The sequence below is a fragment of the Sphingomonas glacialis genome (assembly GCF_006439055.1).
Classification (GTDB): Bacteria; Pseudomonadota; Alphaproteobacteria; order Sphingomonadales; family Sphingomonadaceae; genus Sphingomonas; species Sphingomonas glacialis_A.
The window spans coordinates 692,908-705,479 of sequence record NZ_RCZC01000001.1; the positions used below are offsets into that span (position 1 = coordinate 692,908).

Sequence of the window (12,572 nt, forward strand, 5' to 3'; positions counted from 1 at the left end):
ATTAGCCTCCGTGCTTAGAGAAGTCGCCTACCTCGGCTTCACGGTCGGAGGAACCTGATAAAATGTCCTCGACGGTGTTGGTCGTATCGCGAATCTGAAAGCCTGTGTCGCCGAGTACGTACTCATAGAGCGAGGGGTCGAAATCGCTGTCTCTGACCTTCAGGATAGAAATCAGACGATAGAGACGCGACCGTCGCTCAACGAACCGCAGCAGGATCATGTTCTCGGCAAGGCTTGAAGCGTCATCGACCGGGACGCGGACGGCCGGTCCCAAGATATCGGGGACTTCCAACGAATACACAGTTGTCACGCCGAGAACGCGGAGTTCGTTTGCCAGTGCGGAGAAGAAATTGCCGATACGTGATGGATCGATGGCGGCGCTCTGGAAAGCGGTAAGGCCATCGATGAAAAGCCTTTTGACCTTACGCCGATGCACGGCTTCAAGAAGCCGCTCCCCGTAGGCATCCATCAAATCACTCGTAGGCGTTTGCCAGAGCAACTCGACAGTCCCGTTATCGAGAAGAGGCCGTAGAGCCGGGCGGAGACGATCAGCCTTCACAGCGAGCCGCGTAGGCGTCTCGTAGAAACCGAACATAAGCCCAGGTTCGGCCTCCGACGACCCGGACAGGAAATGCATGCCCATTGTGGTCTTGCCCGCCCCCGATGGCCCCATGACCATCGTCGTCGAGGCGATCGGCACACCGCCACCAAGCATGGCATCGAGCCGATCGATGCCCATCGACGCACGGCCAGTCGATAATTCAGCTCCGCGACTTGGGTGTGCATACCGGGCTTCAATCCTCGGATATACGGTCACACCGTCGTCGCTGATCTGATAGGAATGACGCCCGCGAAGGAAGCCACCGCCCCGGAATTTGGTGACCTGAAGGTCGCTTTCCGCCTGCCAGCCATACATGCGGTCTGTCAGCACGAGCAGGCCATCGACCATCGTTTGCTCGGGCGAGACCTTGTCTCCCGCGTTGGTCGTCAGGAACATTGTGCAGTCGGTCGCGAGCGCGACTTCCTGAAGATCGTGCACGAACTCTTTGAACGCTTGGTCGCTTTTTGCGCTCGCCTGCGCCGACACCAGGCCGTCGATCACCAGCATCGTCGTGCGGCTTCGCAAAATCTCGCGGCGTAGGAGCTTGCCCAACGCTTCAAGTCCGCCATCCCGCATTTCGTTAAATGCGCTCAGATAGCTCATCTGATCGGGTATCATTGCCTCGTCGAAAAACGATAATCCCCGCAGATTGCCGATCATCCGGGCGTGATTCTCGGCCAACAGCGTGACGAACAACGCGCGTCCACCCACGCCAACGTGATGGAAGCAGATTTGGTTGGTCAGGATCGTCTTGCCCGCGCCCGGCGTCCCCTGAACGATATACATCCCACCGAGAATGAACCCGCCGCTTAATATCGTATCGAGACCATCGATGCCGCTGGTCACGCGGTCTGGTTTGGAAATTGGTATTGGCAACATATCAGTCATTCCGGCTCCTTCGAGCCTGCGAGAGGTAATGTGATGCAAAAAGTCGAACCAGCGCCCGGCGTCGATTTTATCTCGATTGTTCCATCCATTGCCTCGCAAAGCTGCTTCACGATCCACAACCCTACGCCAAATCCGCCAGAATGCTCCCCTGGCTTCACGGCACGCTCAAAGCGTTGAAAGATGCGCTCTACGTTATCCGGCGATATTCCGGGTCCGTCATCCGACACCGCAATATGAGCGACGCCTTTCCCGGTGTCAGCGGATGCCTTAATAAGGATCGGCTTGCCGCCAGCATATTTGATTGCGTTCGATACAAGATTATCGATTATCTGTTCCAGTGCCAGACTATCCGCCATCACCGTGAGCGCGTCTTGCGGAATTTTAATCTTAAGATCGGACCGTGCGTGCAAAGCTAATGGTCTGAAGTTCTCGGAAATCAGCCGGACTAACTCACATACTTCGACCGGGACTTTGGCAATCGAGACTTCTACCCCAGAAGTTAGGCGCGAAACATCCAAAAGAGTCGTGGCACGCTTTACAAACCTCGATATGAGCCAATCGATCTGGTCTAAACTCCACTCGATTTTCTCTTTGCTCGCCTTGTCGAGCGTCCGCCGCAACAGGTCCAGCCGGCCGACGATCGGCGTCATCGGATTGCGCAATTCGTGCGCGGCGACGGCGAGGAAAGCGTCGCGTGCCGCCACCGCCTCGGTGAGCCGCGCATTCTCTCGAGTCAGATCGGCGATACGTTGGTGCAGGTCGCTTGAAGCGGTGCCACCACCATTCGATGTTCGCGACTCATGGGATTGCCCGTCCGGCAATGAAGCGCTGGCTTTGCTCTTGCGGAGCGCTGACGAATCTGGCGCTGTCGTCGGCAAGATAAGACCCCTGGCTTATACCGCACTAATTGCCAGCGTCTTTTGGCGTCGGCAAGTTGAATCAGGCGGAGGTCTCGAGAATGCGCTGCACAAACGCCGGCAAGCGGTGCCAACGGAGCGTCCGATCCGATACGACCCGGCAAGCCGGTGTCGCAACCGAACGGGTCTCGCACCCGTCTACCGGCTGCCTTCGGCCTGATGGCACCGAGAAGCTCTCTGACAGCACGGGGTCAGCCGTGCCCGTTCGCGGACGTTCCGGAACCGAATGCTTGAAAGGCGGCTTCTGCGGGAAGCCGACATTCAACAGTTCGCGCGAAGATGGCAGGTAAGTCCCAAATCTCGCCGTTCCAGCGGAGTTGCAGGGCAATCCCGCACAGCTGAATGAACGTCGGAAGTTTGGGAGGCGAATAGGCGCGCGGAATGGCGGGGAACGGGTCATTCGCTGCCGGAAATTGAAGATAGCAGGCGATGCAATAAGTCGATTCCGTATGGGAGCGACCCTTCGCCACTGAGCCGCTACTGGATCACCAGTTGGCCCAAATTCGGAGTTGGCGGCAAACGCAGACAACCTCGCGACCTCCCTCTCCGTCTTTTGCGCATGTGCGATAAGAATTCCGACACCGCATTGCGCAGCTCAATCACCTGCAATTTCATATCTTCTGCGGAAGTATCGACGGCATTGGCGATGAAGCGGTTGTCGCGACCTGCTCCCTGTAGCCGGGCGATCGACTCCTCCACTACGCGGGTCGTCGGCTAATCGAATTTTCCCGAGGACGGAGGATCGCTCGCCGGAAAGCTATCCTCCTCAGCCTCGTCAATCAGCGCCTCAAGATGGTCTCGATCGGAATCAATTTTTGTTGGATCCGGTTTCAGCGGCTCTGTCATGCTCACTCCTTCGCTTTTGCCGGCTAGCAATTGCCATCCGGTCCCAAAATTCCAGTTTCTGCTCGATATTCTCGTGCTTCACTTGGCGCTGGCGATGGTCGAAGGTTCGGTCGCTCGCCAACCGCCGCCCAGCGCTTGAAAGAGCGCAATTTGCCCGGTCAGCCTGTCACTACGTGACTGCGCGAGCGCCAACTCGGCACCAAGGAGCGATCGTTGCGCGTCGAGTTGGTCGAGGTAAGGCGAGTAGCCCGCGCGATACCGCTCCGTCGCGGTCTTCAGCGCGCGATCGAGGGCGGACCGCTGCGCGACCAGTGCGACCTCCTGCTCGCGAGAACGGTCAACCGTAGCCATCGCGTCTTCGACTTCGCGAAAAGCTATGAGCGCGGTGCGTCGATATGCGAAGGCGGCCTCATCCCGTCGGGACGCGGCAACCCCCTGTTGTGCTCGGCGACGGCCCGCATCGAAAATCGGCGCAAGCAGGCTCGCTCCCAGCGAAAAGACACTGATCGGATCGGGTATCAGGCTCGATCCGACCAGCCCACCCGACGCCGACAGGCGCAGGTCGGGCAAAAACGATGCGCGAACGCTGTCGAGGCTAGCGTCGGCCGCGACGAGTTGCTGTTCCGCCTGTGCGATATCAGGCCGGCGGCGAACGAGATTGGCCGGTAGATCGTTCGGCAACGTGGGGAATCCGATTGCTGAAAGCTCCGTGCCGCGTACGACCTCGCCAGGCGTCGTGCCCATGAGGACACTAAGTCCGTTCTCCTGGCGACGTATCGCCAGCAGCGTCGCCGGAATCAACTGCTCGGCGCTCCGATATTCGGCCTCGGATTGGCTAAGATCGAGACTGGCGGCATATCCGGTTTCGTAGCGACGCCGCGCGAGCTTCAGGGCTTCGCTGCGAGCCACGAGCGTCGCGCGTAGGATAACCAATCGCGCGTCGAGTGCGCGCAGCCCGACATAGCCGCTCGCTGCGGCACCCGCGACGGCAAGACGGACTCCATCTCGTGCAGCCTCGGTCGCCAGCAGCGACGCTCGGGCCGCGTCGCTCGCCTTCGCAAGTCGTCCAAAGAGATCAGCGTCCCAGGAAAGTGTCGCTTGTGCGCTATCGACGCGCTGATCCGTGCCTATGCCGAAGGCGTTGACGTCGCGTTGGTAGCCGCCGCCGACCCCCAAAGAAAGGTCGGGAAGGCGCTGCGCGCCTGCCAGGCGGAACTGCGAACGCGCTTCCTCGACCCGTGATGCTGCGATGGCAATATCGACATTGTTGCGAAGCGCCTGCTCGACGATCGCGTCGAGTGCGGGGTCATGGAAACCAGTCCACCACGCCGCGTCCGGAGCCGGACCCAGGTCGCGAGCGTCGCGCCACCCCGCGGGTGGGACGACCGCTGCGCTCGAAGGAGCCTGAGGACGCGGGCCGGCGCAGGACGCCAGGAGAGTGGCAACCATGGCGAGCGTCGTGAAGCGCTTCATTGTCCCTCTCCCGTGTCGATGGCCATGCCGACGGACATGCCAGGTCGCAAACGTGCCGCCAGTGGTTGGTGCGGATCGACTGCGACCCGAACACCGATGCGTTGAGGCACTTTCACGAAATTGCCTGTGGCGTTGTCCGGTTTCAGAACCGCGAATTCCGAGCCGGCCGCCGGCGACAACCGTTCCACACGGCCCGTCAATGCCGCACCGCCAAGCGCGTCCACGCTGAAGTGGGCATGCTGCCCCGGCACGATCCGGGCGGTCTGGGCTTCCTTGTAATTGGCGATGATCCATCGCTCCGGGGGTACGAGCGAGAGCAGGGCGGAGCCGTTGGTGACATACTGCCCGAGGCGCACGCCAACTTCGCCCAGTCTGCCGGCTTCGGCAGCGCGAATGACGGTGTGGCCTAGGTCGATCTCTGCAAGCCTAAGCTGCGCCTGCGCCGCCTCGACCTGCGCCTGGAGCCCGCCGCGGCCGACGTCGACCGTCCGCACGTCCTGTCGTGCGATGTCGCCGGCCGCCCGCGATTGGCGCACCTGCGCTTCGGCGAGGGCGAGCGCGGCTGCCGTCTGGTCGCGCTCTCGGCGCGACACCGATCCATCGCTGACGAGGTCGTCGACGCGCGCCATATCGGCGCGGGCCTTCAGCAATTGTGCCTCCGCACCGGCAAGCCCGGCACCCTGCGACTGCACGCCCGCTTGGCGAGACGCGCGAGCCTGCCGGCTGTTCGCGAGGGCCGCAAGTTGGGCCGAGAGGTTGGCGTGGGCCTGTTCGACGCGTGCTCGGTAGATGCTGTCATCGATGCGCACCAAGATCTGGCCCGCGGCGACGTCCTCATAATCGCGTACCAACACCTGCGTAACATAGCCGCTGACCTGCGGCGCCACGGTGGTGGTACGCCCGCGCACGTAGGCATTCTCGGTGGTTATTACCGTTTCGGCAAAGGGCGGCAGCCGCCATGCGTACAGAATCGCGGCAATGGCGATCAGCATAGTTAGCGCGATGATCCCCAGCGTCGACTTCGATCGGGCCGTCGGTCGCCAGTGCGATGCTTCGGGCGTGGGGGTGGGGCCCGTGGGTGTATCCGGAGATGGCGGCGCCGGCGTTGGTGCCGGACCGGGGGATTGCGGGTCCGGCCTCACGTCGGCAACTGTCGTGCTCATAACGCCCTCCCTATGGCGGCTCGCTTGTCTTGCTGGTTTGGATGTCGTGTGGGTAGGTGAGCCGTCCGGGATCGGACCTGCATCGGTTGTGTCGGCACTGTTATGCTTACGCAGCTGCTCAGTGGGTGTGGCTCGATCTGGAATTACCCGACGAGGCCAATCCGAGGAAACCGGCGGCCAGCGCCAAAACAACGACCGCACTGATCGCGAGGTCTCCCAGAACATGGGAAAGCGCCACGCTGGCAAAGGGGATGAGGCCGAAGACCCCGAGACACATGCGCATTGTTGGACTCCTGCGTTGGATGCCACGCGACCGGCGCCGGCTACCCACAATCAATGCGCCCTCGCCACGCGGATGGTCGATCAGGCACCCTGGTATGTGGATCACCCTTTCGTATGAGCCGAACGACCCGCATGGTTGGTAGCCCGCGTGCGATCGATAAGAGAAAAGGGGTATGCAGACGGAGCCCGCCCCCCCCGCTCCGCTGCGCACGTCAACCACGGCGTGCAGGCGGGCCGGCCTCCCCCCAGCCGGCCCGCCCCCCTGCGGGGCTCGGAGGCGAAAAATGCAGGGCGCGGCCAAACAAGCCTTCAGTAGCTTTCTGGATGTGGCGCCCCCCGCGCGATCGCCGGGGTTGTCCTTGGTCGTTTCGACGGCCCCGTCACTCTCGGAGCTCGAATTGACGGCTGTACGCATCGGCATGTCCGACCCACGCTCGTCGTCCGTCCGCCCAGGTAAGCTACGACGCGCGGTGAACCGGCTTTTCGGGTTTCGAAGTCCAACAGAACTCGCGGATCCTGACCTCGAGGCACTTCGGGTCCTCGCGATCGGTGTTCGTTCCAAGCTTGCAACCAGCGTGTCGACATCAGTGCGCGAGGCCAAGCAGGCAGGAATGTCCCCCAGCCGTGTCCAACTCGTCCTCGACCTCGTGCAGGGCCGTCGATAGCGAACGGCCTCGCCCGGCGGAAATTTCGGCTAGCCGCCCGGAGTTGCTACGGTAGGTTCCCATGCGACCGCGCGCTTGCGCTGACATGGCAGGCACGCCGGGCGGTTCCATCGGCAATAATCGAGCGGTCGCCGCTTTCCGGAACCCCCTGCTACCGACCCGAACGAACGATCCGTAGGGTATGCGGAGCGAAGCGCTCTATCCGGACGGGAAAGAGTTCGGACAGCGTCCGCGCGAACGTCGCCGAGTCACCGGTCTTGAACGATCCGCTGATCCGCAGTGAGGCGACTTTCGGGTCGGAGACAATCATCTTATCGTCCGAGTAGAGGTTCATCCGGGCCACAGCGTCGACCAGACGCTCGTTTTCGAACGTCACCATCATCGGGCGAGACCCCGGCGTTGTGCTTGCTTGTACGCGGCCGGTCTCACCCGCGTTCGCCACGAACTCCTGGCCGGGTTTGAGGAACACCGCGCCGCTCGCTGGGAAGCGTCTCGGATCATTGCCACGCGCGATGGCGACGCTTCCGCGAATGAGAGCGACGCGTACTTGGGAGCCATCCAGGCTGGTGATGAAATACGTGCCTACGTCCGACACTACGCGGTCGCCGATAGCGACTCGGAATGGAGAACGCTGATCATGGTGGACATCAAATGCAGCACGGCCTTTGACCAGCCGAGCCAGCCGCTTCCCGTCGGAATACGCAATATCTACGGCGCTATCAGGCGATAGGGTCACACGACTTCCGTCCGGCAACGCGTAGCGAGTGGTTTGCCCTTGTCCGGTGGAGAAATCCGGTCGCCCGAACCGCGCCGTAGAACCTGTGTCCAGCTGCGCGACGACGGAACTGGGATCGGAAGACGATCCGCGCCGCAACTCGATAAGGGTGAAGGACCCCACACACGCCAGAAGGCTCGCGGCGGCGGCATAGGGAATCCACGCGGGACGATGCCGCTCGGGCCGCGCACGGAGCGCCGCGGCTCGCATGCTTGCAAAGGCGGAGTCATCGCCGATCGCGTCGCTGAAGTCCCAGGCGTCCCGTACAGAAGACCAAGCGCGTCTGTTCTCCTCACTGGCCGATAGCCAACGATCCAGAAGAGCATCTTCGATCGGCGCCTCGTCGCGCTGCGACCGCTCGACGAACAGAGCGGCGGCTTCGATAGGAGACAGGCCAGCGACGTCGTCCCAATCCAAGGCTGCGGGGGTCATTGCCATGACTCCATTCGCAGCGCGAGCAGTTCGAGCGCCTTTGTCACGTGCTTTTCTACGGCGCTCACGGAGATGCCCAAACGGATGCCGATCTCCTTGTAACGAAGACCTTCAACCCTCCGCAGAATGAAAACCACGCGAGTACGCTCCGGGAGCGACATCATCGCCTCTGACAGCGCGTCGAGTTCCAACCTGCCGGCAAGATCACGGTGAGGATCGATCTCGTCGGCGACCCCATGGTCATCGTCGATCGGCACCAGAACAGCTCGTCGTTTCAATCTATTCACATGGCGGTAGCGGTCGGTGAGGACATTAGCGGCTGTGCGATAGATGTAGCCGTCCAGATGCTCCATTGCATCGAGGTCGGGCTGCTGAGCAACGCGGAGAAAGCTCTCCTGGACCAGATCCTCGGCATCGTGCGCATCGGAGACCCGCCGCGTAAACCAGGATACGAGGGAGCCGCGCAGCGACGCAAAGCGTTCCGCCAGCGCTTCCGCCCGTTCTTCTGTTGCGTTGTGCGCGTCCATCACGGCGTTTTGGACCAGCCGCCATGCAAGCGCCAGCCTTTGCGGGGCGTGATCGTATGTGAGGGCAAGTGCGGCCATATACTGCAGAACGCTGTTTTCTCGGAAATCCACAGCTGCCCGGCGTGAGAAAGCGATCTATCCGGAAACTTTGTTTGGACCAGCCGCGCGTTTGGGCATTGGCGGACGATTGCTACCGGCCGCGGGCGGTCGAGCCCACTGGGTCGGTGCCATTTTCACAAATGCTTGTCGTCTGCGGATCTTGGTCAACGCATCGATAGGCGACATGGGCGCCAGCCAGACCGCGGAGACGCCAGTTGCGCGGCGGGTCAACTTGTCGTGGTTTGCTCCGGGCTAAGGTCGCTCCGGATGTATCATGTTAGCTCCTCAGCCCAGCGCGTGCAGCTGCCGGAGAGCGTCTTGGGCCAGATCCAGTGCGTCCTGAATCTCGTCGAGGGCGGAAGGGTCAATCTTCGTCCAGCGCTGCGCCGCTTCTAGCGCGCAGTTGAGCGTGGTAAGAGCGTTGGCTCGCGCCGTATTCGGTATATTCGTGCGGAGGCGTACAGCCGACGGCCGGAGAGCCGTATGACCGTAGCTTTGCAGATTGATCATGTGCATCGCGGTATCCCCTGAAGCGCTGCGGTCTATCTCGCTACCCTTCGCAAGACAGAACGGCATCGAGATCGAAATCCACATCGGCTCCAAGCTAATTTCTTTTAGGTCGGTGCCGATGCCGCTTCGGAACCCAGGCGGACCCATGCCCAACTCCGGCATCGCTCTGTCGGATGGGGAGAGCCACGCTTTCGATGTTTGATGTCGCATCGCCGTTTCCCTTGCGTTGAGGTGGACATGCTGCCGCTCAACCGTCCGAAACGCGAATTAATCATTGCTAATTCCAGCAAACGCCCTGGCCGCCAGCACCAGTGTATCCGGACGCAAACAGCGCTATGGCTGCTCAGCGGTCAGGGTAAAAACCGCCGGCTGCCGTCGCGTCGGTTGCTAATTCTACTACGGTGGTGGTCGTGGACGCGGCCGATGTTTTTGGTATCGTCATGACGAGTTTTCAGGGGAAGCAACTGCGTTGAGTGAAACGCGTAACGCATACACCTTTGGACCCTTCCGGTTGTCGGTGGTCGAGCGCACCTTGATGCGTGATGGAGATCCGCAGCCGCTAGGAAGCCGGGCATTCGACATCCTTCTTGCGCTGGTCGAGCGTGCGGGGACGCTTGTCAGCAAGCAAGAGTTGATGCGTATTGCATGGCCGGCAACCACGGTTATCGAGAGCAATCTTACCGTGCATGTCGCGGCATTGCGCCGGATCCTCTCGGATGGCCAGGAGGGCACGCGCTACATAACCAACTTACCCGGTCGGGGTTATCTGTTCGTCGCCCCGATCCATTTCGCGGAAGATATGTATATTGGACCCGTCGGTGAGACGGGAGCGCTACAGCCTCAGGATCTCCCGGCAGCCTTAGTCCGGCTGATCGGCCGGGATGAGGCGGTGTCCTCGGTGATCGAGCGCACTTTGAAGCACAGGTTCGTAACCCTTGTAGGGCCTGGCGGGATCGGAAAGACATCGGTTGCGCTCGTTGCCGCCAAACGCCTGGGCGCAGAATTTAAGGGTGGGTGTCGGTTCGTCGATCTGTCACCGCTCCAGGACCCTGGCTTGATCGCATCGACGATTGCCCAGGTGCTGGGCGTGAAGGTGGGCGACGGGGACCCTGTCGCGGCGATTGTCGAACGGCTAAGGCTTCAGCCGGTCCTGCTATTCATCGACAATTGCGAGCATCTCATCGCTGCGGCTGCAGCTGTCGTCGCGACCTTGTTGCAAGACGTGCCAACGCTTCATGTGCTGGCGACGAGCCGAGAACCCCTCGGCATTGCTGGAGAGCGCGTCGTCAGACTCGAGCCGCTTGCCGCCCCTTCGGGTGATGGCCCCCTGTCCCGCGATGTGGCTCTTTCCTACCCTGCGCTCGAGCTGTTTTTAGCTGTTGCCCGGGCAAACAACGATCGTTTCGAATTCAGCGACGCGCAGATTCCGCTTCTGGCGAGCATCTGCCGCCGGTTGGACGGGTTGCCACTTGCCATCGAACTCGCCGCTGCCCGTGTCGACCTGCTTGGCCTGACCGCCCTGCTCGGCCGCCTCGATCGGGGGCTCGCTCTTTTGACCCAGGGTCGCCGCAACGCGCGTCCACGTCAGAAGACAATGTTGGCGACGTTGGAGTGGAGCTACGATCTTCTCACGCGCGAGGAACAGCTTGCGCTGCGCCGGTTGTCTATCCTCAGAGGCTGGTTTCCACTGCAGATGGCGATTGCGCTCGCCGGCGCACCAGGCGCGGATGAGCTTGACGCCGCAGATCTCGTGGCCAGTCTAGCGTCCAAATCGCTTTTAACGGTCGAGCATCGCGGACCTTTGCCTACCTATCGCCTTGCCGAGATTACCCGCGAGTTCGGCATGGCAAAGACGGAGGAAGCCGGGGAGCTGCCAGAGCTGTGCCGGTCAAGCGCCCGATATCTGGTTGAACTTCTCACCGGCCCCGACCGGGCAGAGTTGCGATCTGGCGGTGTGTCGCGTCACCTCATCGACGATGTACGCCGAAGTCTCGAATGGGCGTTGTCGCCCGACGGCGATGTTCGAATGAGCTGCGAACTCATCATTGCGTCGGCACCAACCTGGATCGATCTTTTACTAATTTCCGAGTTTCATAGCTGGACCCAACGCGTGGCTGCGCCTGCCGCGCTAATCACACCACCGGATGCGAGCCTCCAGATGCGGCTTGCGAACATTCTAGCTCTGGCGGATCTTGAGAACGGCGTAACGCCGGTATTTTGGACAGCCCTTCTCCAAGCTTTGACGTTGGCGCAGGACATCGGCGACGCAAACCAAGAGTTGCTTGCGCTTTTTGGGCTCTTTCAGAGCCGGGGCGCCGATCTCGAATGTGAGGTAGCTGCATCCTATGCGGCACAAGTCGGCCCGGCAGCGCGGCGCGCAGGCCATCCGATGGCGCAGCTTCAGCACCAATCCCACTTGACCCACTCGCTGTTCTTTCTCGGTCGTTCGTTGGAGGCGAAGGTAGTCGCCGATGACATGTTGTGCGGCGGCGCTGCTATTGTTGGTCTGCCGCCTGCCTTGCCCTTCGAAATCGATCCCCGCATATCTGCCCTCACCAATCGCGCGCGCTCCAATTGGGTTTGCGGATTTCCGGATCAGGCGCGCGCGGATCTCGAAATGGCTTTGGCGGAAGCCATGAGCCTCGATCATCTGGTTTCGCTCTACCATGTCCTGACGAGTGGTGCGTTGGTGCCTCTTTGGCTTCGCGATTTGGCGCTGGCTGACCGCATGCTGGATATCGTCAAGACGCAGGCCGCAAGCCTGCGCGTGGAACATTGGAAGGCGTGGGAGAGCGCGTTCGAGTTCGCGTTACTACCTCTGCGCCAGGAGAACGAAGCGGAACTTCCTAGCCAGCTTGCTCGGCGAGAGATGGAGTTTCGCCCCTACGCGCGCGCCATGGGATGCACCGCGCATCCGGCGCATTTTGGGTCGTGGATCGATCATCGCGCGGAGCGTGACGATGCGATTTGGTGTCGCGAGGAGGTCTATCGCCTACGCGGCCTCCGTCATTTGAACAGCACAGGAGGGGCCGGTATCGCCGAAGCTGAGCGGCTCGTCCGGCTGGCTCTCGACATGGCAAACGGACTAGGATCGCGAGGATGGGCGCTCAGGGCCGCAATGAGTCTGTGCGTCGTTCTAGACGCGGACGGGCGATCATCGGAGGCACGAGATTCTCTTGCGGACATCTATGCGGGATTTACCGAAGGGTTCGACACGTTCGACCTCCGACAAGCCAAGCTGATATTGAACGTGGAGACAGCATGAACCGGCTGATGATCAGGTGCCGCGCCAAGTCCTGCTATCGCGCTACCGTCAATCGCACGATCGACGTTTTGACGTGACCCCCGTTTTTTCCTCCAGTTGGAGCTAGAGTCCGACCCCGAAGAAGGGACG

At 61.4% G+C, this 12,572-nt stretch carries 10 protein-coding genes; 1 reads left to right on the plus strand and 9 read right to left on the minus strand.

The features are described from left to right. Nucleotide 1: 1 nt before the first annotated feature. The 9 genes from EAH76_RS03120 to EAH76_RS03150 all read right to left on the minus strand — a co-directional run bounded on the left by EAH76_RS03120 (nucleotide 2) and on the right by EAH76_RS03150 (nucleotide 9,388). Nucleotides 2-1,489 (minus strand): ATPase domain-containing protein, encoded by a 1,488-nt coding sequence (locus EAH76_RS03120; protein ID WP_140847950.1) that lies wholly within the window; start codon nucleotides 1,487-1,489, stop codon nucleotides 2-4. Next, on the minus strand, nucleotides 1,486-2,367 hold the full coding sequence (locus EAH76_RS03125; RefSeq protein ID WP_140847954.1) for a sensor histidine kinase: 882 nt from the start codon (nucleotides 2,365-2,367) through the stop codon (nucleotides 1,486-1,488). Before EAH76_RS03125 ends, EAH76_RS03120 begins: the two co-directional genes overlap by 4 nt. Nucleotides 2,368-3,120: 753 nt before the next feature. After that, nucleotides 3,121-3,252, minus strand: a complete 132-nt coding sequence (locus tag EAH76_RS24715; protein WP_277754251.1) for a hypothetical protein — start codon at nucleotides 3,250-3,252, stop codon at nucleotides 3,121-3,123. A 78-nt stretch (nucleotides 3,253-3,330) separates the two neighbouring features. Continuing rightward, on the minus strand, nucleotides 3,331-4,725 hold the full coding sequence (locus EAH76_RS03130) for an efflux transporter outer membrane subunit (protein WP_140847958.1): 1,395 nt from the start codon (nucleotides 4,723-4,725) through the stop codon (nucleotides 3,331-3,333). Beyond that, nucleotides 4,722-5,888, minus strand: a complete 1,167-nt coding sequence (locus EAH76_RS03135) for an HlyD family secretion protein (RefSeq protein WP_140847963.1) — start codon at nucleotides 5,886-5,888, stop codon at nucleotides 4,722-4,724. The genes EAH76_RS03130 and EAH76_RS03135 overlap by 4 nt, the downstream gene beginning before the upstream one ends. Nucleotides 5,889-6,006: 118 nt before the next feature. After that, nucleotides 6,007-6,171, minus strand: coding sequence for a hypothetical protein (locus EAH76_RS23870; RefSeq protein ID WP_161988957.1), 165 nt, complete (start codon nucleotides 6,169-6,171; stop codon nucleotides 6,007-6,009). An 815-nt stretch (nucleotides 6,172-6,986) separates the two neighbouring features. Further along, entirely contained in the window at nucleotides 6,987-8,042 is a 1,056-nt protein-coding gene (locus tag EAH76_RS03140; RefSeq protein WP_161988958.1) for a FecR family protein, read from the minus strand. After that, complete coding sequence (locus EAH76_RS03145) at nucleotides 8,039-8,647, minus strand: RNA polymerase sigma factor (protein ID WP_140847969.1); 609 nt, start codon at nucleotides 8,645-8,647, stop codon at nucleotides 8,039-8,041. Before EAH76_RS03145 ends, EAH76_RS03140 begins: the two co-directional genes overlap by 4 nt. A 306-nt stretch (nucleotides 8,648-8,953) precedes the next feature. Continuing rightward, a complete protein-coding gene (locus tag EAH76_RS03150) occupies nucleotides 8,954-9,388 on the minus strand; it encodes a hypothetical protein (RefSeq protein ID WP_140847972.1) in 435 nt (144 codons plus the stop codon). Between the two features lie 307 nt (nucleotides 9,389-9,695). On the opposite strand from EAH76_RS03150, the gene EAH76_RS03155 reads away from it, so the two are divergent. Continuing rightward, a complete protein-coding gene (locus tag EAH76_RS03155) occupies nucleotides 9,696-12,443 on the plus strand; it encodes an ATP-binding protein (protein ID WP_140847975.1) in 2,748 nt (915 codons plus the stop codon). Nucleotides 12,444-12,572: the final 129 nt, after the last annotated feature.